The organism is Bradyrhizobium sp. LM2.9 (assembly GCF_054056555.1).
Genome location: NZ_JBSRYJ010000002.1, coordinates 3365549 through 3391479, shown reverse-complemented (window position 1 = coordinate 3391479; position 25931 = coordinate 3365549). Strand labels below are relative to the sequence as shown.

Sequence of the window (25931 nt, the reverse complement as noted above, 5' to 3'; positions counted from 1 at the left end):
CGCCCACACGTAGTTTCGGAGTAAGCGTATGCGTTCATCGCCCTCGATCGTCCCGGCCGACCGCCTCGACCGGGCCATTTATTTGGTGCTTGAGGACTTTGGCGCGCGTGCCGGCTGCGCCTGGCGCGAGACCGACGAACAGGACACCGACCGCGACACCATCGTTCGCGACCTGCTCTCCGGCCAATACACCTATCCCGTCCGGATCGTGGCCTTCAATGCGGTCGAGGGCCACGCGCGCGATGCGACCAGTGAGATCGCAGATGCTCTGGCAAAGGCTGCCGCTGAGAACGGCGAAATCACGCCGGCCTTACAGGCTTTCATCGAAGCTAACGCCACGAGGCCATTTGGACTGCAACTGGCACTCCCACTACGTGGGGCGGCCTAAGCAATGCGATTGCTCGTTGGCGGAGCCTTTAAGCCAATGGCATGTCGGCTACATTCCCGCACACACAGGCGTTTGTGACTCAAGCCAGACGGAGAGCTACGACAACACGCTTTTAAAGTGAATTACCGCCGCGCTCCCGATAAGGACAACAGCGGAAGCGATATATCCTATCACTTCTATTGGTCGGTTCTTGCCGTTCGCGACTAGCCATTGCAGCCACCCTATCGAACGAACAAAAGGATTAAAGAGCTTGAGAGCAGCAACTGCAATCGCAAACAACAACAGCCAGGAGTGAACCGCCAGAGCTGGAGCGACGAGCGACTCCGACCACGTGCTTGGGTCCCAATAGTCATGGAATACGAGTTTGAAGACATACCAATATTGGGGCGCAGTCATTGTCAGGTTTGTAGTCTGGGCTTCGATTAATAGTTTAGCTATGACCAGAAGCTCTGTGGCTGCGGCACGAGCCATTGCAAACACCAACACGATAGTCATGCCAATCACTGCGCCGAACACCAAAGTGAAAAATGGGGATGCTCCCCCTCGCAGAAGCCATTTGCGAATGACGAATAGGGCAATGTAGTCGGTCACGATGTTGAAGAGCACAGGCTGGATCCAATTTATAAAGAAATCGAAGCCGATTTTTTGATTGAGAATTCTGACTGCCAGTCTTAGTTCTAGGATGTAGATGGCAGTCACCACGAGAGATATCAGAGCTGACCTGCCGAACGCCTTCCAGCTCAGCAACTCTTTTCCGTATACCCGATCAAATACTTCGACCAGCGCATTTGAAACAGCGGGAGCACCCACGTTAGCCGGCTTTAGCCACTCGTTTATTGTCTTCTTCGCATCCTTTGATGTACGCCTGTCAGCGAAGGCAAAAAAGCTGGCGGTGGTAGATGCATAGAGAAAAGGAGCAGACAGTCCAAGCAGATCGAATACTTGCTTTAGAATTCCGTCGCTCATCAGATCGCCCCCACAATCTCAGCGAGCGTATAGTTCTTGCTACCGCGTTGCAATGGCAGGCTTCGAAACCCGGTCCCAACAGTTTGAAACTTGCTGCGTGCCGAAGTAGCTGGGGGCCGTCGGCGAAACGATCCCAGCGATGACCGCTATTGGGCACATTTGCTGCCGTCGCACAACGCTCCCCATCGAAGTGAACTGGGAGTCGTCGACACCTACCAGCCTTCTTACGGCCAATGGATTTGACACGTCGGGCAAAACACTGGCAGAATAGCATCATCGAGACGAGTTTGTTTTCGCCCGCGCCGGAGATCTCCGCCGCGGGTTTTTTGCGTCTGGATTGGATAGGGCTGAACGAATTTTTCAGAAAGGGAGTTTTCCAAATGACTGAAGTGGTGAAATGCAACCTTCTTTCCCAGAACGCTCTCGCGAGGGCGGCCGCTCGCCGAGCTCTGAAGCAGCGTACGTTGACCGAAATCAAATCCTTGGCGCGGACGCATACCGCGGTCGCCATGAAAACTCTCGTGCAGATCATGCGCGACAAGAAAGCTCCTGCCCATGCGCGTGTCTCGGCGGCCAATGCGATCCTTGATCGCGGCTGGGGCAAGGCGTTGCAGCCAATTGCAAGCGAAGACGGCAAGCCCCTGGAGTTTGTTCACCGCATCGAGCGGGTCATTGTGCACCCCGGCGACAAAGTGACGATGGAAGCGCAAATCGAGGAGAGCGTGCAGCGAGTACCGATCAGCGTTCTCGGTAGCCTCGGCGCGATGCGCGATTACAATGCCTCTCACGAAGGGCTTTGGCAGCGTTCGCAGGAACAGCCATGAGCGAATTACTCGAGAAGCTGCTTCAAGCGCGTGCTGAGTCCCGGCAAGAGGCGGAATGGCCGCTGTGGATCGTGCAGGCGCTGGCGCACAACCCCGAGAACCCTCCGGTAGTTGACTCGCCGACCAAAGCGGCCCCATCGAATACCGATCAATGACGCAATATTCGGGTATTGAAGCGCGTATCGAACGCTTGAGCTGAAAAAGCCCGGGGAAGGCCGCGGACTCTCGTTTTCGATGGGACTAGGCAGTCTACCCATGGGGATCTTGGATCCCGGGGTCGGAGCGGAAATACATAGCGACCCAGGCTGGTTCGCAGCACGTTCCTGTTGCCCGTCTGTTCTTATGGTCTCCGGGGAATTATACCTCCCGTACCCAGTCGCGACGTGGGGCGCTGAATTAGAAGTTCTGTGGTAGGCGATTGTTACCTTAGCGGGTAACCAGCTGGCAGACTGAGAGAATCGATTCGGCGCTCCGCGCAGCCTCGACCGGCGCCAATAGCGGCAAGGTTCAATGCTCAACCGTGTGTACGTGTGTGAAGCAGGTTACAATCAGCCTGAAAAATAAAGGATGCGGCGCCTAGTCCGGATTCATTACGGGCTTTTTGCTTGACTAAAGCGGCGCCGACCCCCACTTTACGCCTGCTCGTTAAAAGTTCCGCCCGCTGCCAGATCTTAACCAAAAAGTCAACTGGCGGCGGTAGGAACATCGACGGGCTCTTTCTGTTGCCAGAGAGGCCCATTACCCAAAGGGTTGGAACCATGTCCAGAGAAGCCGCCGCTGCCGGAGAACGGTCGAAAGGCCGTCCGCAAGTGATGCTGGACGATTGTAGACTTCAATTGCCCAGCGACAACATCTTCCGATTTTGTGCCCAGAACGGCATGCCCCACATCCGTGACGATGTGGAAGAGGTTATTTCGTTGCGCACCGCAGCTGAGATCGAAGCTGAACGTTTGGCGCATAAGAAGAAAACCAAAGCTATTTAACGTCTATATCTGAAAAAAGCGAGGTCGGGCGCGGGGATATCGCGCCTGATGCTATTTTGTTATCTACTCCCGGCTGCTATTTTGGTCAGCTTCCCCGAATCGGAAGCATTCCTCAGACCGGGAACCATCCAGTGAGTATTTCTGGTACCTTTTTGCTTAGCCCCACCATTTTTGAGCGGTGGAAGGATTATGAGAGCTTTCGCAGCGACATTCATTCTTGCTGCGCGATCCTTGAGCAACGCACGGGACTATCAATTTCAATACCCGCTCTCTCAAAAGAGGTGCCGGACGCGCTGTTTGCCGCCCATGCAGCTTGGCAACAGGAGATGGCTCTATGGTTACGTGACCTGTTGCCGGGAACCACCGAGGAACTAAGCCATCTCAAGAAGTCCGCAATTCTACTAGCCAAGCTATGTGAGTTCGGCTGCATCGTTGTGTCTGGGAACGGGCATAGGAACGACGGTCCAGGCCGCCGTAGCCTTTCCTCGGGCGATCACTTGGTGCCCCCACCCACCCGCCTCAAGGCGAAGGAAATCCGTAAGTTCAAGGATGGCGGCTGTGCCTATATTGGGTGGCTGATTTGCTATCATCTCTGCGAGTTTTTCGAGCGCCATCGTGACGACAAGACTGATCCATTTGAATCTCGCGTGACTGAAGAATTCGAGGTCGACATGGTATCTGGTTTGCTGAGTGCAAAAGTCTCCGCTCAGAGCGTCCATCTCGTTCTGAAGGCACTCTTCATTCGCGACTAGCTCGTAGCGCATGTTCTGAAAAAACGAAGTTGAATTGTGGGATCGGGGACGCGGGCGCGCTAAGCCGCAGCCGGTCCGAACCACATCGTCAACGCCTCCGCGTGTCCGCGTTGGCTCCCATCTCCCACCCAGGCCACATGTCCGTCGGGCCGCACCAGCACGGCGCCTGGTGCCGCGACTTGTCCGATCGCCGGGAGCTGCCACGGGCCTTCGCACTCGGCGTCGATGCGATCGATGCGACCTGCCCAGGGCGCGATGTCGAGGCCGCCTGTCTTGCTGAAATTGAGCAGCAAGCCGCGCGCGCCGTGCAGCAGCGTGAACAGTCGCAGCGGCTGCCCGTCGACCGTCAAATCGAGATCGGGCATGCGGCGCCCGAGCAGTGGATGTCCTTTGCCGAGATCATAGTGCACGTCGAGCCCGCTCATCATCGCGCCAAAACGCCGGCGCGGCGCGTCCATCGCGAGCAGTTCGGAGACGACCTCACGCGCGGCCTTGAGGCCGTCCTCGCCGCGGCGGAGCAGGGCGATTTGCGCCATGGTGTTGCGCAGCACGCGCGCGGCGACGGGATGGCGCTCTGTGTGGTAGGTGTCGAGCAGGCTGTCCGGCGAAACGCCTTTGACCACTTGCGCGAGCTTCCAGCCGAGATTGACCGCGTCCTGCACGCCGATGTTGAGGCCTTGTCCGCCGACGGAATGATGGATATGCGCGGCATCGCCGGCGAGCAGCACGCGTCCCTTGCGATAGAACACGGCCTGCCGTGCTGCATCGGTGAAGCGGGAGATCCAGGACGGACGGTGCAGTCCGAAGTCGGTGCCGTACACCGCGACGAGAGCCTCGCTGAGATCGCGCAAGCCGGGTTCGCCGGTGCGGTCGAGCGTCGCTTCGGTCACGACCACCAGCATGCGTCCGCTCTCGGTCTTGCTGAGGCCGTGAAAGCCGAGCGCGTCGTGGCGCAGGCCCCAGGCCGGCTCGCAAGCCGGTTCTTGGCGCATCTCGACCTCGGCTATGAGGTTGCTCAGCGTCGGACCTGTGCCGGCGAACTCGATGCCGGCGGCCTTGCGCACCAGGCTGCGGCCGCCGTCACAGCCGACCAGATAGTTTGTGCGCAAGGTCTCGCCGTCGGAGAGCGTCACGTCGATGCCGGTCTCGTCCTGCGCGAAGCCCGTCACCTCGAGGTTCCGATAGATCGGCACCGCGAGCTCGCTGACCCAGTCGGCCAGGATGCGCTCGATGTGGCTCTGCCGCAATGCGAGCCCGTAAGCGTGCCTGGTGGGGAGGTCGCCGATGTCGAGCCTGGTCCAGGCGAAGCCCGCGAGCTGGGTGATCTGGCCTTCGCGCAGGAAACGATCCGCGACGCCGCGCTGATCGAGGATCTCGATGCTGCGCGCGTGCAGGCCGCCGGCGCGCGTGCCGACCAATTCCTGATCGGCGCGCCGTTCGACCACGGCAACGTCGACCTGCGCGAGCGCGAGCTCCGCGGCCAGCATCAAGCCGGTCGGGCCACCGCCGACGATCACCACGGTGTGGTCGGTCGCGTCGCCGGCGCGGGCCGGTGTGGTGTGGCCGCGCGGCCGGGACGTCGGAAGCAATACGGACATGTGGTGACCCTCTCGAGTTTGGATATTGTTCGGGTCGAGGGTTCTACGGCAGGGCCGGGGGCTTGAAGCAAGCCCCTTGCGCACCACATATCTGAGTGGGGAGAGGAAATCCCTCTTCCGCGTTCGCCGCGTTGACACGTCGGGCAAAACACCGGCATGAATGGCATCATCGAGATGCGTGCCGCCCGCGGGAGCGGCCTAGTCGTCCTTCGACAAATCGCCGGGCTTGGTGGGAAGGTCGATGGTGCCGCCGTCGCCGTGCACGAGATCGCGGCCCTTGTCCTCGGTCTCACCGGCGTCTTCAACGATGGCCTCTCGCGTGTTGCGCTCCTTGTCGATGCGCGGCTTTTGTCCTGGAAGATTTCGCGACGTCTGTTGGGACGTAGTGTTGCGTGTCATCTGCCGGTCCTCCTGTTTGCGGTAACGCAGCCTTGGCGAATTCGTTCGTTTGACACGTCGGGAAAAACACTGGCAGAATGGTATCATCGAAAGACGTTTTGTTGAGCCCGCGCGGAGCGATCTGCGGCGGGCTTTTTAATTCAACGAGGTTTTGACACGTCGGGCAAAACACCGGCAGAATGACATCATCGAGACGAGTTGGTTCACCCGCGCGGAAAACATCCGCCGCGGGTTTTTTCGTCTCGATTCGAGATCGGACGGCGGTGGCGCATTGCGGCCACGCACTCGTCAAACCTGGAGCGCCGATCGGCGCGCCGTCGTCCGAACCATTGCTGGCCGTGCACGCGCGAACGTGCCGGTCGCGGCGCTGGGCGTTTGCTCGCGCCGCTGCGGTCTCCGGTCGCGGAGATCGGACACTGGTGGGAGCCGGACAAATTGATGGGCTATTGCGTCGCGCTTTACTTCGCAAAACTCCTGGTCTGGGACAAGGTCCTCGGCATTGGCTCCACGGACGCCTTGGCGGGATTTGCGGCGATCACAGCCAACCTGGTTGTGTCCTTCTACTTCGCCAAGCGCGGCTTCGAAAATGTCGCAAGGATCATCAAGCGGTGAAGATGCCAGATGATGAAATCAGGGCAATCGTTGCCGAGACGCTGGCCGAGCAACACAGGCTTCAGCAGGCGAATATCGATGCGATCGTATTGAGGACGGTGGCATCGGTGCTGGCCTCTTTTGGAATCGAGGATGACGACCGAAAGGAGCTGAGGGCTGATTTTCAGCACCTACGCCGATGGCGAACGAGCGTGGAGCAGGCGCAGAGCTACACCTTCAAGGCCGTCATTACAGTGATCGCCACCGGCCTGATGGGTGCGGTTTGGCTAGGCGTCAAGGTCGTGCTCGGCAAGTGAGCCTCAACCGCGACGACATTGCTGCACTTCCACTCACGTCATTCCTCGCCAATGGACCGTCTCATGTACAGAATTCGCATTGTCGATGCATCCGATGAGGACATCGCCGAGACATTGACCGATCTGCATCGGTTGACGTTCTTCGATGCGGCTGCCTTGCCACAATTCGAGTTAGGGGCGTGGTGGCTTGCCTATCACGGCGATGAGGCGGTAGCCTTCGCCGGTGTCGTGCCCTCAACGCACATTCGAAATGGCGGCTATTTCTCCAGGGTCGGTGTGTTGCAGCGGCATCGGGGACGTGATCTTCAGTGCAGGCTGATGCGGGTGATCGAGTCGAGGGGACGGCGTATTGGATGGGACAGCATCGTCTCGGATACGACGGACAATCCGGTGTCTGCCAATAATTTCATCCGGGCGGGCTATCGGCTCTTTGAGCCCCAAGTGCCCTGGGCTTGGTCGCATACGCTTTACTGGCGAAAGCGGCTTCGCTGAGCGAATGGAGCCAGGTTTCCCGCGGTGCGAAACGTGATTCGCGCAACGTAAAATGGTTCGCGCGAGATGAAGCGCAGCACGAAACGTCCAAGGGCCCGGCGGCTTGACAGCTGCCGGGCCCTTTTTTGCGTATTCGAGCGATGCGGGTGAAGCACTTGCGAAGTCAGCGGTGGCGGGCTTTAAGTTTGCTCTCGCAGGAAATTCGGCGACCACAAGCCGATGTAAGGGAGCTCTATCGATGCCCACCAAGCCTCAATTGCCGGAACGTTCGCCGCGGACGACGGGAGGGCTGACCGCACTCGATGGTCTACTGGTCGTCGATTTCACGCGTGTGGTTGCCGGTCCGGCCTGTACGCAGACGCTTGCCGATTTCGGCGCGCACGTCATCAAGATCGAGAATCCGGACGGCGGCGACGACACGCGTGCGTATGAACACGCCGAGATCGGTGGAGAGAGTGCTGCCTATCTCAGCTTGAATCGCAACAAGCGCGGTATCGCGCTCGACCTGACCGTACCGGAGGCGCGTGAGATTGCGCTGGATCTGATTCGCAAGGCCGACGTCGTCGTCGAGAACTTTTCCAGCGGGGTCATGAAGAAATTTGGTCTCGATTATGAAGCTGTTGCGCCGCTCAATCCGCGGCTGGTCTATTGCTCGATCTCCGCCTACGGGCGCACCGGACCGTTTGCCTCGCGTCCCGGTTTTGATCCGATCACGCAGGCGGAAAGCGGCTTCATGTCGCTTAACGGATTTGCCGATGGACCGGCGGTTCGCACCGGCCCGCCCATCGTGGACATAGCGACGGGGATGTCTGCCTGCAACGCCATCCTGCTGGCGCTGTTGGCGCGGGATCGGCACGGTCGCGGCCAGCATGTCGAGGTCGCCTTGTTCGACATCGCCATGGGCATGACGAGCTTCTACGGCATGGCTTATCTGATCAACGGCGAGAACCCTGGGCGGTTCGGTAATTCGCCGAGCGGGTCTCCCACCGTCGGCGTCTACGAGGCCTCCGATGGGCCGCTCTACATCGCGTGTGCCAACGACCGGCTCTATCGCAGGCTGGTCGTCGAGGTGCTGAACAGGCCTGATCTCATCACCGATCCGCAGTTTGCAACGCGCAAAGCCCGCTCCGAGCACAAGGAGCTTTTGCGAGCAGCCATTGCGGAGGTCTTTGCAAGCGATACCCTCGAGAGCTGGATGGCGAAGATGAAGCTCGCCAACATCCCGGTCGGCTATCTCCGGACGGTCGAGGAGGGGTTCAATGCACCGGAGGCGCGAGAGCGCCATCGCTTGAGCCGGATTCCGCATCGTACGGCGGAGTGGGTCCCGAACATCGAGCCACCGATTACCATGAGCCTGACCGGTTCGGTTGATCCTGTGGCTGCTCCGCTGCTGGGCGAGCACACGGAGCAGGTTTTACGTGATACGCTCGGTTATGACGAGCGTCGGATATCGCAGTTCACCCAAGGGGGTGTCTTTGGCTCAGGTAAGCCCTCGGCGTCGGTTTGAGCCTGAGGGGCTGATCCTGCAGGCCAAGCCTGGCGCGATTCGCAGTTCACGGCGTCGCGATATCGCCTTCGCGACATCGCATCCTTCCCGGGCGGCCGGATTCAGGGCGACCATACCCAGCGGGCGCCGCCTCGGCTTGATTTGGCAAAAGTCTCGCCTCATAACTGCGTGAAAGCGAGGGATACCAATGGCGCCTGGTCAAGAGCCGAGCGTGGGTCAGCCCGCGGGGGCGCAATCCGATGAACGTGCCCATGCGGCAATGGTCGCGAAGGCCCGGGCGCTCGTACCACGGCTGCGAGACCGCGCAGCACGAACGGAAGAGCTGCGGCACCTGCCGCCGGAGACCGAACTGGACCTGCACGAGGCCGGCCTGTTCCGGATGCTCCAGCCCAGGCGCATTGGCGGCGCAGAACTCGACTATGTCGCCTTGATCGATTGCGCGGACCTCCTCGGACAAGCAGACGCCTCGGTGGCCTGGAATCTGGCCAATCTGGCGAGCCATCACTGGATGCTCGGTATGTTCGAGCCGTCGGCGCAGGATCTGGTCTGGGGCCGTGATCCGGACGCGCTGATCGCATCCTCGTTCATATTTCCCGCCGGACGCGCCACGAGAGTCCAGGGGGGATACCGGCTCCATGGCAGCTGGCCGTTCTCCTCGGGCGTTGCCTCCTGCGCATGGAACATGCTCGCAAGCGTGGTTTACTCCGACGATGAGGCAGACGGCATCGAGTATCGGATATTTCTGCTGCCGAAAGCCGACTACAAGGTCCTTGATACCTGGAATGTCGCGGGACTGCGCGGCACAGGGTCTTGCGACGTGGAGGTCAGGGACGTTTTCGTGCCCGACTATATGACGATCGCGGTAGGCGATCTTGCCGGCGGTCCGACTCCGGGGAGCGAGCTCAATCCCAATTCGCTGTATGCGCTCCCCGTGTTCGCGCTGTTTCCTTACGTCCTCTCCGGCGTCGCGCTGGGGAACGCGCAGGCGTGTCTCGACGATTATGCGGAGGTCGTCCGTCATCGCATTTCCACCTACAACCACGCCAAGCTGAGCGACTTTCAAAGCACCCAGATCAAGATCGCAGAGGCCTCGGCGAAGATCGACGCCGCACGCTTGATCATGCGCTCGGCCTGTCTGAATGCCATGGAGGATGCGCGGCGCGGTCATGTCCCCGATATGGCGACCAAGACCAGATACCGGCGCGACGGGGCTTATTCAGTAAACTCCTGCACGGATGCGGTTTCGATGCTGTTTGCCGCGAGCGGAGCGCGGGGTTTGTTCACGACGGGCGTGTTGCAGCGGCAGTTCCGCGATGCGCACGCGATCAACTCGCATCTCGCGTTCAATTTCGATGCGGCCGGGACCAATTATGGACGCGTGGCGCTGGGCCTGCCGTCCGAGAATCTCACGCTTTGAGGCCGGCCGATGAATGATCTGCCGAAGCAACCGGCCGTTCCCGATCCAGCCAACGAATTCGCGAACGACAGCTCGCCGATCGATCCCCGTGATTTTCGCAGCGCGCTTGGCACCTACGCTACGGGCGTGACGATCATCACGGCCGCGGCGCCTGATGGCAAGCCCTATGGCCTGACATGCAATTCGTTCGCCTCGGTCTCCCTGAATCCTCCGCTGGTTCTTTGGAGCTTGGTCGTCTATTCGTCCAGTTTGACCATCTTCCAGAACGCCAGTCATTTCACCGTCAATGTGCTTGGCGCTTCGCAACAGGCGCTTGCGAGCAAATTCGCCAAGTCGTCGGATGACAAGTTTACCGGTGTTGACTGGACGCCGGGCCTCGGCAACGCGCCGGTGCTCGCCGAGAGCGTCGCCAATTTTCAATGCCGCTCGGTCAATCGCTATTACGGCGGCGACCATGTGATCTTTCTCGGTGCAGTCGAGGCCTACGCTTACAATGCGACGGAGCCGCTGCTGTTCGCGCGGGGCGCCTTTGGTCGATTTCTCGCCGACGACGAGCCCAAGAAGTTACCCTAACGTGCTTCAGCTCGCGCTGGACGGTTCAGCGTTCCCGCGCCGAAAGCTTGTAGATTTCGAGTGCATCCGCATCCGCGCCTCGCGCGGCCTTGGCGAGCCTGAAAAGTTGTCCCGCAAGCGAAGCCATGGGCACCGGCGTTGACGTCGTCTGCGCGACATCGGCAACCGTATCGAGGTCCTTGAGCATTGTAGCGATGTGACCGAGCGGCGGTGAGTGAATGCCCTGGACCATCCGCGGCACGAACAGCTGAAGCGGAATGGAGTCCGCGAAGCCGCCGGCGAGTGCTTCGGGTAACCGGTTGGCGTCGATTCCGGCGTTCACGGCAAGGCGCGTTGCTTCGGCAAGCACAGCCATCGCGCATCCGACAATCACCTGGTTGCAGAGCTTTGTAGTCTGGCCGGCGCCGGTCGGGCCCATGTGGGTGAACCTGCGTGCCATAGCGAGCACATAGGGCCGAACCCTCTCGATGTCGCCTGTTTCTCCGCCGGCCATGATCGCAAGGGTGCCTTCCTCGGCGCCCTTGGTGCCGCCAGACACCGGTGCATCGACCCAGCTCGCGCCATTCGCAGCTTTCAGCCGCGCTGCAAGGTCCCGTGCGGCGTCAGGATGGATCGATGAAAAGTCGACCACGAGCTTCCCTGTTCCGGCAGCGGTTGAAAGGCCTTCAGGCCCGAAGATCACCTCTTCAACGGCGGCGGCATCGGTCACGCACATGAAGACGATGTCCGAGCCCTCCATCAAGTCGCGTGGGGTGGCTGCACGCCTGGCGCCGGCCTCGACGAGCGCGGCCACCTTCCCTTCCGAACGATTCCAGACAGTGACCTGATGGCCGGTCTCGAGCAGGCGCCGGGTCATGGGTGTCCCCATCAGTCCAAGGCCGAGATAGCCGAGCCGCTCGACGCCTTGCGGGTTTGTCCTGCTCGCTTCAGCCATAGGTTGCCTCCATCTGTCGCTCCGCGACCCTGCATTACCATACATGGCACATGCCACGACGAAACCGGCCGGCCCGCATGGCTTGCTTGATTGTTTGAACCATGAAACATTTGCGGCGGTCGGATTGGATGGCGCCGGTCGGCGCCGGAGCAGCGGAGTGGGCACGATGCGAACCGTTTCGAAGTGGATCCTGGCTTTGGGGGCGGCAGCGGCAGTGAGTGCGAGTGCAGGCTCGTCATGGGCGCAGCAGACGATCCGCGTCGGCTGGACGATTCCGGCTGAGGAATCCAAGTACTGGATGATGCGCCGCCCGGCTGAGTTTCCCAATATCGGCAAGACCTACAACATCGAATGGACCCAATTTCAGGGCACCGCTCCGATGACGCAGGCATTGGCGGCCGGCGCGCTGGATTGCGCGACGCAGGCGCCGCTGTCGCTCGCCAACGGCGTGGTTGGCGGCAACCTCAAGGCCTACATTGTGGCGCAGCACGTCTTCGAGAAGCCCGGCGGATTCTCGGTCTACTGGGCCGTCATGGACGACTCCCCGATCAAGTCAATCGCCGATCTCAAAGGCAAGACGGTCGGGATCTCCGTGATCGGCGGCGGCACGCAAGGCCCGTTCAATCTGCTGCTGAAGCAGAATGGCGTCGATCCGGCCAAGGACATCAAGCTGGTCGAGGTCGGCTTTGCCATCTCTGAAGATGCGCTGCGGCAGGGCCGTGTCGATGCGGTCAACATGAACCAGCCGTTTGCCGCGCGCGCGGAGGCAAAGGGCGGCACTCGCAAACTCTTCTCGCTGTCGCAGGCCATGCCAAACATCGTGCATATCCTGGAAGCCTGCCGTGCGGATTTCGTCGACAAGAACCCGGAGCTGGTGAAGGCTTACGTGCGTGACATCACCTCCGGCATGAAGAAAGTGCTGGCCAACCGCGAAGAGACGTTGAAGGTGGTCAACGAAGTCCTGAAGGCACCTATTCCGGTTCTCGAGACCTATCTGCTCAAGGACAATGATTTCGGCCGCGATCCCGGTGCGGCACCGAATTTCCCCGCGATCCAGAAGATGCTGGACATCTACGCGGAGACAGGGATGCTACCAAAATTGGATGTCGCGCAATTCAAGCATTCGACGATTGTCGCTCCTTTGCAATAGGCGATCGGGCGAACGATCCGAGCGAGGAGGTCGCGGCATGAAGATGCACGTATGAAGAAGTTGCGATCACGGATCACGACGGATGGCCTCGACCGAGCCCCGCACCGCGCGTTCATGCGCGCCATGGGGCTCGACGACGCTGCGATTGCCAAGCCGATGGTGGGCGTCGTCAGCATGAAGGGCGAACAGACGCCCTGCAACATGACCCACGACTTCCAGGTCGCGGCGGCCAAGACGGGCATCGAGGAGGCCGGCGGGACGCCGCGCGAGTTTTCGACCGTGTCGGTTTCCGACGGCATCAGCATGAATCACGAGGGGATGAAGTTCTCCCTGTTTTCGCGGGAGTTGATTGCCGATTCGATCGAAGCCGTCGTCCATGGTCTCGCCTATGATGCGCTGATCGGATACGGCGGATGCGACAAGACGCTTCCCGGCGTGATGATGGGGATGGTCCGGTGCAACGTGCCGTCCATTTTCATCTATGGCGGTAGCTCGCTGCCGGGCCGTGTGGACGGGCGGACCCTGACCGTGCTCGACTCCTATGAGGCTGTCGGCAGCTTCATGACCGGAGAGATCGACGGCGCCACGCTCGAGCGGATCGAGCGCGCCTGCCTGCCGACCATCGGCGCGTGCGCCGGGCAGTTCACCGCGAACACCATGGGGATGGTGTCTGAAGCGATGGGCCTCACCATTCCCAACGTGTCGATGGTGCCGGGCGTCTATGCCGAGCGCGCGCAGATATCCAGGCGGGCGGGGCGCCTCATCATGGAGATGCTGGAGCGCGGCGGGCCCTTGCCGCGCGACATCGTGACGCGGAAATCCCTGGAAAACGGTGCGGCAATCGTGGCTGCAACGGGTGGTTCGACCAATGCTGCGCTGCATCTGCCGGCGATCGCGAACGAGGCCGGGATCGCATTCACGATCGATGATGTCGGCGAGGTTTTTGCGAGGACGCCGCTGATCGGAAACCTGCGACCTGGAGGCAAATATACGGCGAAGGATGTCTACGATATCGGCGGCGCCGCCGTGGTGATCCGGGAGCTGATCCAGAGCGGGCATATTGATGGCAGTTGCCTGTCCGTCATGGGGCGTACACTTGCCGAAGAATATGGCGCCGCCAACGCACCCGACGGAGAGGTCGTTTACGCGGCTCGGGCGCCAATCATGCCCGATGGCGGCGTGGCAGTGCTGAAGGGAAACCTCTGTCCTGATGGCGCGGTGATCAAGGTCGCGGGCTTGAAAAGCCAGATGTTCGAAGGTGTGGCGCGCATCTTCGAAGACGAAGAAGCTTGTGTCGCAGCGGTTCGCGACCGCAGCTACAGTGCGGGCGACGTGCTTGTGATCCGCAATGAAGGGCCGGTGGGCGGTCCAGGCATGCGCGAGATGCTTGGCGTCACCGCGCTGATCTATGGACAGGGCATGGGCGAGAAGGTGGCCCTGATCACGGATGGACGATTCTCTGGCGCCACTCGCGGAATGTGCGTCGGCTATGTGTCTCCCGAAGCCTTCGTTGGCGGTCCGCTGGCGCTGGTTCGCGATGGCGACAAGATCCGGATTGATGCTGCAAATCGGCGGATGGATATGCTCGTCGACGAGCAGGAACTCACTGCTCGCCGGCACAATTGGAAGCCGCGTCCGCCTCGTCACCGTGCTGGCGCCCTCGCGAAATATGCGCGATTGGTTGGCCAGGCGCCAGGCGGTGCTGTCACGCATGAAGGGCCCGCAGAATGGCCCTGGTTCGAATGACGCGGCGCACCTGCTCGGAAACAGTCGGTAGTCTGGCAAATTTCTTGCTAAGCTCGTGCCGCTGACGGGGACGTTCAGCGAGTCTGTTGCGCAGGATTCGCGCGAGTGAAGTGAGACGGGATGAAGGTAGTGCCTTCGAGATCGAGCGAATGGGTGAGACCGGTGAGGCCGCAAAAACCGGCTTCTGCAATCATCGAGATCGAGCGCGTCTCGCAGGTTTTCCAGACCTCGACGCGCAAGGATCATGTGGCGCTATCGGACATCTCGCTGACGATCGACGAGGGGGCCTTCGTCTCCATCCTTGGTCCGTCCGGCTGTGGCAAGTCGACCTTGCTTTACGTCGTCGGCGGCTTCGTCAGCCCGACCAGCGGCTCAGCAAAGATAAAGGGACGGACAATCACGGGGCCAGGGCCGGATCGCGGTCCGGTGTTTCAGGAATTCGCGTTGTTTCCGTGGAAGACCGTGCTGGGTAACGTGATGTATGGCCCGCGTCAGCAGGGCGTGCGGGCTACTGAGGCGGAAGCGCAGAGCCGGGCCCTGATCGAGATGGTCGGACTCAAGGGCTATGAGGGCTTCTATCCCAAGGAATTGTCCGGCGGCATGAAGCAGCGCGTGGCACTGGCCCGAACGTTGGCTTACCATCCTGAGGTTCTGTTGATGGACGAGCCATTCGGTGCGCTCGATGCTCACACCCGGACGCGCCTGCAGAACGATCTCCTGAACATCTGGGAGCGTGATCGCAAGACGGTGCTGTTCGTCACCCACTCGGTGGACGAGGCCGTCTTCCTGTCGGACAAGGTCGTCATGATGTCGACATCGCCCGGCCGCATCCGCGACGTCATCGACATCGACCTGCCGCGGCCACGCCGGCGTAACGAGCTGCTGCTTGACCCGCGCTACCAGAAATACGTCGTCGAGATCGAGCGGATGTTCGACGAGAGCGACCTAATTGGGTCTTCGTCATGATATCGCCTGCTGCCTTGGCGAGACGTGCTGCCCCGGTGCTTGCCTGCATCGGATTGCTCGCAATGTGGCAGGTGGCGTCGTTCGCGCTAAAGAATGACAGCTTTCCAACGGCGATCGAGGCGATCCGGGCGATTCCGGACATTCTTGGCGATAGGGAATCGCTGATCAATATCCTGGCCTCGCTGCGCCGCATGGCGATCGGGTTCGGCATAGCGGTATTGATCTCGATTCCGCTGGGCCTGTTGATGGGCCGCAGCCGGGCCGTCGCGGCCTTCTTCAATCCGCTGCTGATGATCATCTATCCGGTGCCGAAGGCGGCCTTGATGCCGATCATCATGCTGTGGCTGGGCGTCGGCGACGTCACGAAGACGCTGGTGATCTTCCTGGGCGTCAGCCTGCCCGTGATCTATCACAGCTTCGAGGGCGCCAAGGCAGTGGAAGAGAAAATGCTCTGGTCGGGCGCCGCAATGGGGCTTTCACCTGCGCAACGGCTGGTCCGGATTGTGCTGCCGGCGGCGCTTCCGGAAATTCTGACCGGGTGCCGCACGGGACTCGTGCTGGCGCTGATCACGATGATCACCAGCGAGATGATTGCCCGCCAGTCGGGCGCCGGCAATATCCTGTTCAACGCGCTCGACATGGGCCAATACGACACCGTCTTCGCAATGATCATCATCGTTGGGGCGATGGGAATCTGCCTGGATGCGATCTTCGAGCGGATTCGCGCAAGGCTGGTGCGGTGGTCCGAGCCTCAGTTCGACATGCCGCTGAGCTTCTCATGATATCGCGCCTTCACTCCGCAAGCATCATCCTCGGGCTCGCGCCAATCGTGCTGGTGCTCGCGCTGTGGCAGGGCCTCGTATCATTTGGCTTTGCGCCTGCAGTCTTGCTGCCGCCGCCGGGATACGTCTTCGGCCGGCTGCTCCAGCAACTTTTTTCCTGGACGTTCCAGCAGGATATCGCGGCGACCCTGCTCAGGTTGTTTGCCGGCTTCGCGATTGCGGTCGTGCTCGGTGTCAGCGTCGGCATCGCCGCTGCCGCCAATCCGGCCATCAACGCCGTGGTTCGGCCGATCGTTCGCGTATTGGCGCCGTTGCCCAAGGTTGCGCTTTATCCGGCACTTCTGTTGCTGCTCGGCTTCGGACACGGATCGAAGATCACGCTGGTGGCGGCAGACGCACTCTTTCCCATTTTGCTCTCCACCTATTACGGCGCGTCGACAGTGGAGCAGAAGCTGATCTGGTCGGCCATGGCGGCGGGAACGCCGCGCTATGAGATCCTGTTCAAGGTGGTGCTGCCGGCGGCGATGCCGTCGATCCTGACCGGTTGCCGGATCGGCCTTGTCATTTCCTGCATCGTGGTGTTTCTGGCCGAGATGATCACGTCGACGGATGGGCTCGGACATGCGCTCGTCACGGCGGCCCGGACTTTTCAGGCCGTCGATATGTTCGTGCCGCTAATCACGATCTCGCTGCTGGGGTTGATCCTGAATGGTCTGCTGGGGGCCGTGCGCGCGTACCTGCTGCGGGGTTTCCCCGAAGCATGAACTGCGAAGAAGAAACCAGAAGACGGGAGTAGACCATGCTGGCTGATCGCATTGAGGCTAAATGGATCGACGCATTTTGCGAGATCTTTGAACGATGCGCCGTCAAGGCCGGCGATACCGCCGCGATCCTCTCGGAAACCCAGTCACGTGCGTTGAATGTTCATCTGGCGGAGCTCGCGCTGCTGCGGATGGGCGCGCGGCCGTTTCACGTGGTTATGCCGACCCCGCGTAACCGGAATATTGTTCCGGTTCGCTCAACGGGGGCGAGTGAGGCGATCCAACGGCTTGGGCCGGTCATCACCGCGCTTCAACAGGCCGGCTTTGTGGTGGATTGCACCATCGAGGGTCTGATGCATGCCGTGGAGACACCAGAGATCCTCAAGGCCGGTGCGCGCATCCTGGTGATCTCCAACGAGCATCCCGAGGCGCTGGAGCGGATGGTGCCGGATCCGGCGCTGGAGAAGCGCGTTCGCGCAGCGGCGAAGATGCTGCGCGGGACCAAGCGGATGCGAGTGACCTCAAAAGCCGGCACTGCGCTCGACGTCGATATGGTCGGCGCGTCCACGGTCGGCGTGTGGGGGTGGACGGACAAGCCCGGTACGTTGGCGCATTGGCCCGGCGGCATCGTTGTCAGCTTCCCCAAGAGCGGAACGATCAATGGCACGCTGGTGATGGCGCCCGGCGACATCAACCTGACCTTCAAGCGTTACCTGACATCTCCGGTGAAGATGACACTGAAGGACGATTATGTCGTCGAGCTCGACGGCGAGGGCACGGATGCCGCGATGATGCGCGCCTATCTCGCGGCCTGGGGCGATCGGGAAGCCTATGCGGTATCCCATGTCGGTTTCGGCATGAATCCGGGCGCGCGCTACGAGGCGCTGTCGATGTATGACCAGCGCGACACCAACGGCACGGAGATTCGCGCCGTCTCCGGCAACTTCCTGTTTTCGACCGGGGCCAATGAATTCGCCGGCCGCTACACGGCGGGCCATTTCGATCTGCCGATGATGGGGACGACGATTGAGCTCGATGGCGTCGCAGTGGTGCGTGAAGGGGTGCTTCAGGACGTCTTCGGCTAGAGCGTTTTCGAGCGAAGTGGATACCGGTTCGCGTGAAGAAAACGCGTCAAAACAAGAATCTAGAGCTTCGGTTCTGATTCGATCAGAACCGATAATGCGCTAGCCGCGATCGAGCACCGGTGGCCGCGCCAGGTCGAAGTGCCGGAGCAGGTCGACCATGGCCTGAAGCCGCTTCACCCGATAAGCGTCGACGTCCATACCTGAATAATCGAGAAAGCCTGCGCCTGTGCGCAGGCCGATCCGGCCTTCGTGCATATTGCGGGTAATGACGCCCGGCGCGCGATACCGGTCACTGCCAAGTGCGTCCTCGAGATACCGGCTGGCGTAGTACAAAATGTCGCCGCCGCCCCAGTCGATGAATTCGAGCAGCCCGAGCACGGCGTAGCGGAAGCCGAAGCCGTAGCGGATCGCCTTGTCGATCTCTTCGGCGCTGGCGACGCCTTCCTCGACCATGCGCGCGGCCTCGTTCATCGCGAGCGCCTGGATGCGCGGAACGATGAAGCCGGGCGTCGCCGCGCAGACCACCGGCACCTTGCCGATGCCTTCGAGCAGCGCCTTGACCTCGTCGATGATGGCAGGATCGGTAGCCTTGCCGGGCGAAACCTCGACCAGCGGTATCAGATAGGCCGGATTGAGCCAGTGCACGTTGAGGAAGCGTCGGGGGTTCACGATGGCACCTGAGAGATCGTCGACGAGAATGGTCGACGTCGTTGAGGCGATGATCGTATCCGGGCCGATCTGCTTTGAAGCCGCCCCCAGGATCTCTCTCTTCAGTTCGACGACTTCGGGGACCCCCTCAAAGACTATTCCCGCGTCGGATAGTGCAACACCGCTCTGGCTGGCCGGCACCACCGAGATACGTGCGATGAGCGGATCGACATCCGCCTCGGTCACTAGCCCCAGCTTCGACAGGCTGGCAAAGGTCTTCCTGACCTCGCCGAGCGCATCTGCCTCCAGCCTGGCGAAATCTTCCGCTGAGCGGGCCTTGATGTCGATCATCGTGACCGTATGCCCCGCGTAGGCGAACGCGACGGCGATGCCGCGGCCCATGCGGCCGGCCCCGAGACAGGCAATGTTAGCTCGGCTGGTCATCGGTCAAAATCCCTTGCGAAGAAGCGTCTGCAGTTCGGCCTTGCCGAGATTGCCAAGCCCCAGCGTCTCGAGCGTTCGGCCGCCTTGCGCTAAATCCTCACCGCAGATTGCGCCACCGATGGCCAGGAATGCCTTGGCCAATGGCGTCGCCACGCCCGCTAGGCCGGCGACGGAGACCAGCAGCGATAGCCCAAGCCGCAAATCTTCACGCATGTAGCGATGCTCCCTCAGCACGATCCGCTCGCGCCAGTCACCGGAATCGGTCAGCCGGTCATGCGAGCCGCGCCCATACATCCAGATATCGCCTTCCCTCGCATAATGATGGGCGAGCGGAAAATGCGGTGCGCCATATCCGAGTGCCTCACGCACGGCGATCCGCTCAGCGTCGAGTGCATCCGTAACTCGGCGAATTGCGGCTTGCGTTCCTTCCTTGTGGATGTCCCACCGCTCGAAATGCTCGATCGGGCCCGCATTCATCACGATCAGAGGCGGATGGATAATCGGGCCTGCGTTCATCAGCGCGCCTGAGAGAGCATCTCCGCACGGCTCGACCGCGCCGGGGAAAGCCTGTCCAATCACCCCAAGTGCATGCGGCGCTTGATCGAGCGGGAAAACGCCGACCGGAAGTCGCTTGGCGCGGATGGTGATCGCGACCTCGAATGGCCCGTGCTTGCGGGTCAGCCAGGGTAACGTCCCGGTCTCAGCAAAGCTCGCCTTGGCGCGATTGTCCGCATCCCGCGCAGCCTGTGCGAAGATCATCGAGCCGAACGTCGCCGGCGGCAGAAACACGACCTGTCCATCTCGTAGATGTGGAGCAAGCAGCCGCGCAATGTCGGGCTGCGCGAAGGCAGGTGCAGGGCACAGGATCAACTCTGCGCCGTCGACCGCTTCGGCAATGTCGGCCGTTACCACCGCGAGCTTGACGTCGTGAGGACCGTTATGATCCTTCACCAGGATGCACGAGCCGGCGGCGCGATGGGCTGCGACCTGATTCGCGTCGCGGCGCCAGAGCCGGACCGCATGTCCCGACAGCGCAAAATCGCCCGCGGCCGCGAAAGAGCCGTTCCCCCCGCCTAGAACCGCAATCTTCAAGATGCTTCTCCTCGCGTGCGCGATTGCGCATCAAGCTGCTTCAGCAGAAAATGCTGGACCTTGCCCAGCGCAGTGCGCGGCAGGTCGGTGACGAAAACGATCTCGCGCGGAACCTTGTAGCGCGCGAGTTGTGCCTGAAGATGCACTTTCAACTCGTCTGCTTCCAGTCGACCGCCGGATCGCTGAATCACATAGGCGATTGGCACCTCGTCCCAGCGCGGATCGGGCCGGCCGATCACGGCGCATTCGCTGACATCGGGGTGTTCGAGCAGGACGCGCTCGACCTCTGCAGGGTAGACATTCTCGCCGCCGGAAATGATCATGTTTTTCTTGCGGTCGCGGACCCAGAAATAGCCGTCCGCATCGCACAGGCCGATATCGCCGGTGCGATACCAGCCGTCGTGCAGCGCATCGCGCGTGGCGTCCGCATTGCTCCAATATTCGAAGAACACGTTGGGGCCGCGAACCGCGATCTCGCCCGGCGCGCCCGCCGGCATCTCGTTGCCGGCCTGATCAATCACCTTCGCTTCGCAGCACAGGCCGGCAAGTCCCGTCGATCCCGCGCGCGAGAGATCGCCACACCAAGCCGGGTGTAGACTGCGATGGGACAAGTCTCCGTCGAGCCGTAGACCTGAAGCACCGGGACGCCACGGGCGACGAAGCGGTCGATCAGATGCGGCGGCACGATGGTCGAGCCGGTCGTGACGGCCTTGAGTGAGGAAAGATCGGTCGTGGCCCAGGCGGGATGCTCGCTTACGGCCTGGATGATCGCCGGCACCATCACGGTCAGTGTCGGTCGTTCCCGTTCGATGGCTGCAAGCGCAGTGTCCGGCGTGAAGCGCGCGTGAACCGTGACCGTCGCGCCTAGCTGGAGCGCTGTCGTGGTTTGAATGTTGAGGCCGCCGACATGGAAAAACGGCAGCAGCGTCAGCACATGGTCATCGGACGTCATGTTGTGCATGTGCTGGCTCATGACGCCGTTCCAGAACAGCGCCTCCTGGCGCAGCACCGCGCCTTTCGGCCGTCCGGTCGTTCCTGACGTGTAGACAATGAGGAGCGGGCAGGAGAGATCAGTGTGCGGGTTGCGGCCGGTGCCCCCGCTTCGAGCCAACAGGTTTTCGAACGTCGTGCCGCGAAGCGGCTCGAAGTCGAGCCCGACAATTGCAGTCCCCTCAAGCTCGGCAAGAACGCTTTCAAATGCCTGCTCGAGCACCAAAACCTTGGCGCCGGCATCGGTGAGGATGAAAAGCTGCTCGGCGATAGCGAGCCGCCAGTTCAGGGGCACCAGCATCGCGCCGAGCCGGGCGCAGGCATAGAGCAGAACCAGATAGTCCGGCCGGTTCAGGCTGAGGATGGCGACGCGGTCGCCCCGGCCTACGCCGAGCTCCTGCTTCAATGTCGCCGCGGTCCGCTCGATCCGTGCGGCGAACGCTGCATAGCTCAACCGCTCGCCTTCAAAGGCAATGGCTGTCTTGTCTGGCGCGAACGCCGCGTTGCGATCGATCAGACTACAGAGGTCCACCGTCAGTCGTCCGTTTCGCCGGCCTCGTATAGTGCTTCGCGTCCGATCCGGTCGAGGCAGAGCTCGGCTGTCCAAGGCAGCATCAGCGAGCCGCAGCGGCTGTCTCGATAGATGCGCTCGAGCGGCAGCGAGCGGAGCATGGCCTGGCCGCCGCAGGTCCGGATCGCGAGTGTAGCGAGCTCATTGGCGCCCTCCATCACCGAATATTGCGCGGCATAGGCGCGCAGCACCTGCTCCTTGCTCGGATTGGCGCGGGCCTCGGTGACGGCCTGGAACCAGATCGCCTTGATCTGCTCGAGCTTGATCTGCATCTGCGCGACCGCAATTTGCTTGGTCGGATACATCCGGCGCTTGACCGGCGGCATGCCCGGTATTTCGCCGCGCAGATATCGCACGGTGAAGTCATAGGCGGCTTGCGCAAGGCCCATATAGGTCGGCGACAGCGTCAGGAACATGTGCGGCCAGCGCATCGCGGCCTGGAAATAGACGCCCCGCGGCATCAGCGCCGAATCTCCCGGCACGAACACGTCCTTGAACAGCAGCGTGCGCGAGACCGTTCCCGCGCATCCCGAGCGGATCCCAGTCGCCGACGACCGAAACGCCTTCCGATTTTGCGGGGATGGCGAGGTAAAGCGTATTGCGGCGCGAAGCCTTTTCGCCTTCCTCGATCTCGGTGCAGAGCACGCCGTAATAGTCCGCATGTCCGGAGAGCGATGCAAAGATCTTCTTGCCGTTGACGATCCAGCCGCCTTCGGCCGGCCGTGCTTCCGTGCCGAAAGCGACGCCGCCTGCGGCTGCCGCACCACCCTCCGAGAAGGGCTGCGAATAGATCGCGCCATCCTCGACGATGCGCTTGAAGTGGACTGCACGCCGCCCTTCGTGCTCGGCGCGGGTCTCAGCGTCCATATCGAGATCGTCGGCGAGCGGGCCCGACCACAGCGTCGAGCAGACATGCATGTTCCAGGTGAGCGCAGTCGCGCCGCAATAACGGCCGATTTCGGCTGCCGCCAAAGCGTAGGTCTGGTAGTTTGCGCCGAGCCCGCCATGTTTCTTGGGGACGGCAATGCCGAGCAGGCCGACGCGATGCAGGTCGCGATAATTCTCGGACGGGAAGATCGCCTCGCGGTCGTAAGTCGCGGCACGGCCAGCGAACACGCTCTGGCCGATCTCGCGCGCCCGCGCGATGATGCCGGCTTGTTCGTCGCTCAGGCGGAACGCGACGGGATCGAAGATCGGCGCATCGAGCGCGACCTTGTCGGTTGCTCCAATATTCTTGCTGACTTGCACGGTCATGGCGCAGTTACCCTACGTTTTGGTCGCGACGGAGTTCAGGAACCGGCCGAGGGCCCCGTCAAAGGCATCGGGGCGCTCAAGGTTCGCAAGATGGCCGGCACCGGCCAACTCGACATATTCGGCAGATGGAATGTAGGTCGCCGTCTTCGCCATCATGGCGGCCGGCGCGTTGTTGTCCCTGGAGCCGGACAGCAGCAGCGTCGGAATGGAAATGTCCTTGAGGGTGGCTCGCTGATCGAATCCAATCAAGGCCAGCATCATGGCGCGCGATAGCTCGCCTCGGGCACGCTTGCCATGCACTCGCGAGCGAGCTCCATTCCCTTGGGATCAGGATCGTCGCCCACGAGTTCCTCCACCAGAGAGGGCGCCAGCGACTTCATCGTTTCCCCGCGATCGAGCGGTCCCAGGCGTGCGGCGATAAACGATTTCTGCCAATCGCCATCGGCCTTGCCGAAGGCCGGGCTGGTCTGCGCCAGCACGACTGCGCGCGCCAGTTTTGGGGATTGCACCAGCCATTTCTGGACGATCATGCCGCCGATGGAATGGCCAACCAGAATGGGCCTGCTCGCACCAAGCTGCTCGATGAATTGCTGGAGCGCATCGGCCAGGGCAGCGATGCTGACGCTGGCGAGCGGCGCCGATCCGCCATAGCCCGGCATGTCCCACGCAATCGCGTGGAAGCGGTCGCCGAATGTAGCAAGCTGCTGCCGCCAGGCCCGTGCCGCACCGCCGATGCCGTGCAGGAAAATCAGAGGCGCCGCGCCCGGATCGCCGGCGGCTTCATAGGCGAAGCGGCCGTCCTTTGTTATCATTGGCGCAGGCTGCGACACGCGACATCCTTTTGCTCGGCCCTTTGATGCTAACAGGCCTGTGAGGGATGGGAAGAGATAATTTTATACTTAAAGCAATTTTTGGGCCGGTCGTTGGCATGCAGTTGTTCGCGGTGCCAAGTCGAGCCTTGTTTGCAAAAGTTTGAAGGTTAAAATATATCCAAGAGAGCGATCGGCAAAATGCAAGGAAGCCAGCGCATGTCCGGATTACCGCATTCGCCGCACGCGCTGGTGACCGGTGGCGGTCGCGGCATCGGTCGCGCCATCGCGGCAGCGCTCGTCGAGGCCGGCGCCACGGTGACGGTGCTTGGCCGGAACGCCGCGACGCTTGAAGAGGCCGTCAGTGCAGGAGCTGCGCATTTCGCGGCCGTCGCCGACGTCTCGAACGAAACCTCTTTGAAGGCCGCCATCGCTGAAGCGAGCGCGCGGCAGCCGATCGACATTCTGATCGCCAACGCGGGAAGTGCCGAGTCCGCGCCGTTCTTCAAATCCGACAGCGCCCTGTTTGCGCGCATGATGGACGTCAATTTCATGGGCGTGGTCCATGCCATCAGCGGTGTGCTGCCCGGGATGAAGGATCGCCCCTACGGGCGCATCGTCGCGATCGCGTCGACGGCCGGGCTCAAGGGCTATGCCTACGTCAGCGCGTACACTGCGGCCAAGCATGCTGTGGTCGGTCTCGTGCGGTCCCTTGCTATCGAGATGGCCGGCAGCAGCGTGACCGTAAACGCGGTGTGCCCGGGTTTCACCGACACCGATCTCGTCGCCGGCAGCATCGAAAACATCATGAAAAAGACGGGGCGTAGCCGCGAGCAAGCCATTGCCGAGCTCGCGAAACATAATCCGCAGGGGCGGCTGATCTCTCCTCAGGAGGTCGCGGATGCCGTGCTCTGGCTGTGCGGCGAGGGCGCCGGCGCAATCACGGGACAGGCGATCGCCGTTGCCGGTGGTGAAATCTAGCGCGTATGGCGCAGGCGCGGAACAAAGAAGCTAAGGAGATCGCATGAGCAGACCAGCCAACCCCGTGACCTTGCCGCTCGCGGACTATTCGCCGCAGCACTTCCTGTTGGCCGTAGTCGATGGCGTTGCAACAGTTACGCTCAATCGTCCGGAACGGAAGAATCCGCTGACCTTCGAGAGCTATCGCGAACTCACCGATTTCTTTCGCGCTTGCGCGTTCGATGATGCGGTCAAGTCCATCGTCATGACAGGCGCCGGTGCCAATTTCTCGTCCGGCGGCGATGTGTTCGAGATCATCGGTCCGCTCGTGAAGATGGACACCAAGGGGCTGACGGCGTTTACGCGGATGACCGGCGACCTCGTCAAAGCGATGCGGGCCTGCCCGCAGCCGATCGTTGCGGCGGTCGAAGGGATCTGCGCGGGCGCGGGCGCAATCATCGCCATGGCGTCGGACATGCGGCTTGCGGCGAGCGGGACCAAGGTCGCATTCCTCTTCAACAAGGTGGGCCTTGCCGGTTGTGACATGGGCGCCTGCGCGATCCTGCCGCGGATCATCGGACAATCCCGCGCCTCCGAGTTGCTCTACACCGGCCGGTTCATGACTGCGGAGGAGGGCGAGCGCTGGGGTTTCTTCAGCCGCATCGTCACATCGGAGCAGGTACTGCCCCAAGCACAGCTGGTGGCCAAGCAGATTGCGGAGGGACCGACCTTTGCCAACACCATGACCAAGCGGATGCTGGCGATGGAATGGGCGATGTCGGTGGAGGAGGCGATCGAGGCGGAAGCTGTTGCTCAAGCGCTGTGCATGACGACGGCGGATTTCGAACGGGCCTTCGAGGCCTTCGCCAACAAGGTCAAGCCGGTCTTCAGGGGCGACTAAGCCGGGCTTTGCCGGCATCCTGCCGCAATGG

General features: G+C 61.6%; 25 protein-coding genes and 3 pseudogenes. 19 read left to right on the top strand and 9 right to left on the bottom strand.

Translation table 11 applies throughout. From position 1 onward, the window contains the following. Positions 1–28: 28 nt before the first annotated feature. The gene (locus ACVWW3_RS18025; protein ID WP_456649152.1) at positions 29–388 is read left to right on the top strand and encodes a hypothetical protein; all 360 of its coding nucleotides are present in this window, start codon (positions 29–31) and stop codon (positions 386–388) included. A 96-nt stretch (positions 389–484) separates the two neighbouring features. Here ACVWW3_RS18025 and ACVWW3_RS18020 read toward each other — a convergent pair whose 3' ends face one another. After that, a complete protein-coding gene (locus ACVWW3_RS18020; RefSeq protein ID WP_456649153.1) occupies positions 485–1354 on the bottom strand; it encodes a hypothetical protein in 870 nt (289 codons plus the stop codon). Positions 1355–1587: 233 nt separating this feature from the next. On the opposite strand from ACVWW3_RS18020, the gene ACVWW3_RS18015 reads away from it, so the two are divergent. From ACVWW3_RS18015 to ACVWW3_RS18000, 4 genes are all read left to right on the top strand, one after another. Beyond that, positions 1588–2178 (top strand): hypothetical protein, encoded by a 591-nt coding sequence (locus tag ACVWW3_RS18015; RefSeq protein WP_456649154.1) that lies wholly within the window; start codon positions 1588–1590, stop codon positions 2176–2178. Then, the gene (locus tag ACVWW3_RS18010; RefSeq protein ID WP_456649155.1) at positions 2175–2333 is read left to right on the top strand and encodes a hypothetical protein; all 159 of its coding nucleotides are present in this window, start codon (positions 2175–2177) and stop codon (positions 2331–2333) included. Before ACVWW3_RS18015 ends, ACVWW3_RS18010 begins: the two co-directional genes overlap by 4 nt. Positions 2334–2936: 603 nt before the next feature. Next, positions 2937–3161 (top strand): hypothetical protein, encoded by a 225-nt coding sequence (locus tag ACVWW3_RS18005; protein WP_456649156.1) that lies wholly within the window; start codon positions 2937–2939, stop codon positions 3159–3161. A 131-nt stretch (positions 3162–3292) separates the two neighbouring features. Next, entirely contained in the window at positions 3293–3913 is a 621-nt protein-coding gene (locus tag ACVWW3_RS18000; protein WP_456649157.1) for a hypothetical protein, read from the top strand. A 59-nt stretch (positions 3914–3972) separates the two neighbouring features. Here the strand turns inward: ACVWW3_RS18000 and ACVWW3_RS17995 are convergent, their stop codons facing one another. Next, a complete protein-coding gene (locus ACVWW3_RS17995; RefSeq protein WP_456649158.1) occupies positions 3973–5511 on the bottom strand; it encodes an FAD-dependent monooxygenase in 1539 nt (512 codons plus the stop codon). 198 nt (positions 5512–5709) lie between these two features. Beyond that, positions 5710–5910, bottom strand: coding sequence for a hypothetical protein (locus tag ACVWW3_RS17990; RefSeq protein ID WP_247443832.1), 201 nt, complete (start codon positions 5908–5910; stop codon positions 5710–5712). Positions 5911–6285: 375 nt separating this feature from the next. Here ACVWW3_RS17990 and ACVWW3_RS17985 point away from each other — a divergent pair, with 375 nt between their 5' ends. From ACVWW3_RS17985 to ACVWW3_RS17960, 6 genes are all read left to right on the top strand, one after another. Continuing rightward, positions 6286–6522 carry a hypothetical protein gene (locus ACVWW3_RS17985; protein WP_456649159.1) on the top strand — a complete coding sequence of 79 codons (237 nt, stop codon included), beginning with the start codon at positions 6286–6288 and terminating at the stop codon, positions 6520–6522. Further along, positions 6519–6818 carry a hypothetical protein gene (locus tag ACVWW3_RS17980; RefSeq protein ID WP_247443815.1) on the top strand — a complete coding sequence of 100 codons (300 nt, stop codon included), beginning with the start codon at positions 6519–6521 and terminating at the stop codon, positions 6816–6818. The genes ACVWW3_RS17985 and ACVWW3_RS17980 overlap by 4 nt, the downstream gene beginning before the upstream one ends. Before the next feature lie 63 nt (positions 6819–6881). Continuing rightward, the gene (locus ACVWW3_RS17975) at positions 6882–7310 is read left to right on the top strand and encodes a GNAT family N-acetyltransferase (protein WP_456649804.1); all 429 of its coding nucleotides are present in this window, start codon (positions 6882–6884) and stop codon (positions 7308–7310) included. 238 nt (positions 7311–7548) lie between these two features. After that, a complete protein-coding gene (locus ACVWW3_RS17970) occupies positions 7549–8817 on the top strand; it encodes a CaiB/BaiF CoA transferase family protein (protein ID WP_456649805.1) in 1269 nt (422 codons plus the stop codon). A 187-nt stretch (positions 8818–9004) separates the two neighbouring features. Beyond that, complete coding sequence (locus ACVWW3_RS17965) at positions 9005–10234, top strand: acyl-CoA dehydrogenase family protein (RefSeq protein WP_456649160.1); 1230 nt, start codon at positions 9005–9007, stop codon at positions 10232–10234. 9 nt (positions 10235–10243) lie between these two features. Beyond that, positions 10244–10807 carry a flavin reductase family protein gene (locus ACVWW3_RS17960; protein ID WP_247443809.1) on the top strand — a complete coding sequence of 188 codons (564 nt, stop codon included), beginning with the start codon at positions 10244–10246 and terminating at the stop codon, positions 10805–10807. Positions 10808–10832: 25 nt separating this feature from the next. Here ACVWW3_RS17960 and ACVWW3_RS17955 read toward each other — a convergent pair whose 3' ends face one another. Further along, the gene (locus ACVWW3_RS17955; protein WP_456649161.1) at positions 10833–11741 is read right to left on the bottom strand and encodes an NAD(P)-dependent oxidoreductase; all 909 of its coding nucleotides are present in this window, start codon (positions 11739–11741) and stop codon (positions 10833–10835) included. Between the two features lie 166 nt (positions 11742–11907). On the opposite strand from ACVWW3_RS17955, the gene ACVWW3_RS17950 reads away from it, so the two are divergent. The 6 genes from ACVWW3_RS17950 to ACVWW3_RS17925 all read left to right on the top strand — a co-directional run bounded on the left by ACVWW3_RS17950 (position 11908) and on the right by ACVWW3_RS17925 (position 18231). Then, positions 11908–12891: an ABC transporter substrate-binding protein gene (locus tag ACVWW3_RS17950; RefSeq protein ID WP_247443805.1), complete on the top strand. Its 984-nt coding sequence runs from the start codon at positions 11908–11910 to the stop codon at positions 12889–12891. Between the two features lie 51 nt (positions 12892–12942). Then, positions 12943–14637 (top strand): dihydroxy-acid dehydratase, encoded by a 1695-nt coding sequence (ilvD, locus tag ACVWW3_RS17945; RefSeq protein ID WP_456649163.1) that lies wholly within the window; start codon positions 12943–12945, stop codon positions 14635–14637. Between the two features lie 120 nt (positions 14638–14757). Further along, positions 14758–15603, top strand: coding sequence for an ABC transporter ATP-binding protein (locus ACVWW3_RS17940; RefSeq protein ID WP_456649164.1), 846 nt, complete (start codon positions 14758–14760; stop codon positions 15601–15603). Continuing rightward, positions 15600–16385, top strand: a complete 786-nt coding sequence (locus tag ACVWW3_RS17935; RefSeq protein ID WP_456649165.1) for an ABC transporter permease — start codon at positions 15600–15602, stop codon at positions 16383–16385. Before ACVWW3_RS17940 ends, ACVWW3_RS17935 begins: the two co-directional genes overlap by 4 nt. Continuing rightward, entirely contained in the window at positions 16382–17149 is a 768-nt protein-coding gene (locus ACVWW3_RS17930; RefSeq protein ID WP_456649166.1) for an ABC transporter permease, read from the top strand. The genes ACVWW3_RS17935 and ACVWW3_RS17930 overlap by 4 nt, the downstream gene beginning before the upstream one ends. 35 nt (positions 17150–17184) lie before the next feature. Next, a complete protein-coding gene (locus tag ACVWW3_RS17925; protein ID WP_354106273.1) occupies positions 17185–18231 on the top strand; it encodes a M29 family metallopeptidase in 1047 nt (348 codons plus the stop codon). A 99-nt stretch (positions 18232–18330) separates the two neighbouring features. Here the strand turns inward: ACVWW3_RS17925 and ACVWW3_RS17920 are convergent, their stop codons facing one another. From ACVWW3_RS17920 to ACVWW3_RS17900, 5 genes and pseudogenes are all read right to left on the bottom strand, one after another. After that, the gene (locus ACVWW3_RS17920; protein WP_456649167.1) at positions 18331–19323 is read right to left on the bottom strand and encodes a 3-hydroxybutyryl-CoA dehydrogenase; all 993 of its coding nucleotides are present in this window, start codon (positions 19321–19323) and stop codon (positions 18331–18333) included. 3 nt (positions 19324–19326) lie between these two features. Beyond that, entirely contained in the window at positions 19327–20415 is a 1089-nt protein-coding gene (locus ACVWW3_RS17915; protein ID WP_456672044.1) for an NAD/NADP octopine/nopaline dehydrogenase family protein, read from the bottom strand. Continuing rightward, positions 20412–21937 (bottom strand): annotated as a pseudogene (locus ACVWW3_RS17910) (class I adenylate-forming enzyme family protein). The gene ACVWW3_RS17915 and the pseudogene ACVWW3_RS17910 overlap by 4 nt, the downstream one beginning before the upstream one ends. A gap of 2 nt (positions 21938–21939) precedes the next feature. Continuing rightward, positions 21940–23230: pseudogene (locus ACVWW3_RS17905) on the bottom strand (acyl-CoA dehydrogenase family protein). Positions 23231–23242: 12 nt separating this feature from the next. Continuing rightward, positions 23243–24060: pseudogene (locus tag ACVWW3_RS17900) on the bottom strand (alpha/beta fold hydrolase). Positions 24061–24258: 198 nt separating this feature from the next. On the opposite strand from ACVWW3_RS17900, the gene ACVWW3_RS17895 reads away from it, so the two are divergent. Both ACVWW3_RS17895 and ACVWW3_RS17890 read left to right on the top strand, forming a co-directional pair. Further along, positions 24259–25020 carry an SDR family NAD(P)-dependent oxidoreductase gene (locus ACVWW3_RS17895; protein WP_247443788.1) on the top strand — a complete coding sequence of 254 codons (762 nt, stop codon included), beginning with the start codon at positions 24259–24261 and terminating at the stop codon, positions 25018–25020. Positions 25021–25063: 43 nt separating this feature from the next. Continuing rightward, positions 25064–25900 (top strand): enoyl-CoA hydratase family protein, encoded by an 837-nt coding sequence (locus tag ACVWW3_RS17890; RefSeq protein WP_456649170.1) that lies wholly within the window; start codon positions 25064–25066, stop codon positions 25898–25900. The last annotated feature ends 31 nt before the right edge of the window (positions 25901–25931 follow it).

Bases quoted from the DNA above. Each gene is read 5' to 3' on its own strand.
- ACVWW3_RS18025 (WP_456649152.1), top strand. From the start codon at position 29: ATGCGTTCATCGCCCTCGATCGTCCCGGCCGACCGCCTCGACCGGGCC.
- ACVWW3_RS18020 (WP_456649153.1), bottom strand. From the start codon at position 1,354: ATGAGCGACGGAATTCTAAAGCAAGTATTCGATCTGCTTGGACTGTCT.
- ACVWW3_RS18015 (WP_456649154.1), top strand. From the start codon at position 1,588: ATGGATTTGACACGTCGGGCAAAACACTGGCAGAATAGCATCATCGAG.
- ACVWW3_RS18010 (WP_456649155.1), top strand. From the start codon at position 2,175: ATGAGCGAATTACTCGAGAAGCTGCTTCAAGCGCGTGCTGAGTCCCGG.
- ACVWW3_RS18005 (WP_456649156.1), top strand. From the start codon at position 2,937: ATGTCCAGAGAAGCCGCCGCTGCCGGAGAACGGTCGAAAGGCCGTCCG.
- ACVWW3_RS17995 (WP_456649158.1), bottom strand. From the start codon at position 5,511: ATGTCCGTATTGCTTCCGACGTCCCGGCCGCGCGGCCACACCACACCG.
- ACVWW3_RS17990 (WP_247443832.1), bottom strand. From the start codon at position 5,910: ATGACACGCAACACTACGTCCCAACAGACGTCGCGAAATCTTCCAGGA.
- ACVWW3_RS17975 (WP_456649804.1), top strand. From the start codon at position 6,882: ATGTACAGAATTCGCATTGTCGATGCATCCGATGAGGACATCGCCGAG.
- ACVWW3_RS17970 (WP_456649805.1), top strand. From the start codon at position 7,549: ATGCCCACCAAGCCTCAATTGCCGGAACGTTCGCCGCGGACGACGGGA.
- ACVWW3_RS17965 (WP_456649160.1), top strand. From the start codon at position 9,005: ATGGCGCCTGGTCAAGAGCCGAGCGTGGGTCAGCCCGCGGGGGCGCAA.
- ACVWW3_RS17960 (WP_247443809.1), top strand. From the start codon at position 10,244: ATGAATGATCTGCCGAAGCAACCGGCCGTTCCCGATCCAGCCAACGAA.
- ACVWW3_RS17955 (WP_456649161.1), bottom strand. From the start codon at position 11,741: ATGGCTGAAGCGAGCAGGACAAACCCGCAAGGCGTCGAGCGGCTCGGC.
- ACVWW3_RS17950 (WP_247443805.1), top strand. From the start codon at position 11,908: ATGCGAACCGTTTCGAAGTGGATCCTGGCTTTGGGGGCGGCAGCGGCA.
- ilvD (WP_456649163.1), top strand. From the start codon at position 12,943: ATGAAGAAGTTGCGATCACGGATCACGACGGATGGCCTCGACCGAGCC.
- ACVWW3_RS17940 (WP_456649164.1), top strand. From the start codon at position 14,758: ATGAAGGTAGTGCCTTCGAGATCGAGCGAATGGGTGAGACCGGTGAGG.
- ACVWW3_RS17935 (WP_456649165.1), top strand. From the start codon at position 15,600: ATGATATCGCCTGCTGCCTTGGCGAGACGTGCTGCCCCGGTGCTTGCC.
- ACVWW3_RS17930 (WP_456649166.1), top strand. From the start codon at position 16,382: ATGATATCGCGCCTTCACTCCGCAAGCATCATCCTCGGGCTCGCGCCA.
- ACVWW3_RS17925 (WP_354106273.1), top strand. From the start codon at position 17,185: ATGCTGGCTGATCGCATTGAGGCTAAATGGATCGACGCATTTTGCGAG.
- ACVWW3_RS17920 (WP_456649167.1), bottom strand. From the start codon at position 19,323: ATGACCAGCCGAGCTAACATTGCCTGTCTCGGGGCCGGCCGCATGGGC.
- ACVWW3_RS17895 (WP_247443788.1), top strand. From the start codon at position 24,259: ATGTCCGGATTACCGCATTCGCCGCACGCGCTGGTGACCGGTGGCGGT.
- ACVWW3_RS17890 (WP_456649170.1), top strand. From the start codon at position 25,064: ATGAGCAGACCAGCCAACCCCGTGACCTTGCCGCTCGCGGACTATTCG.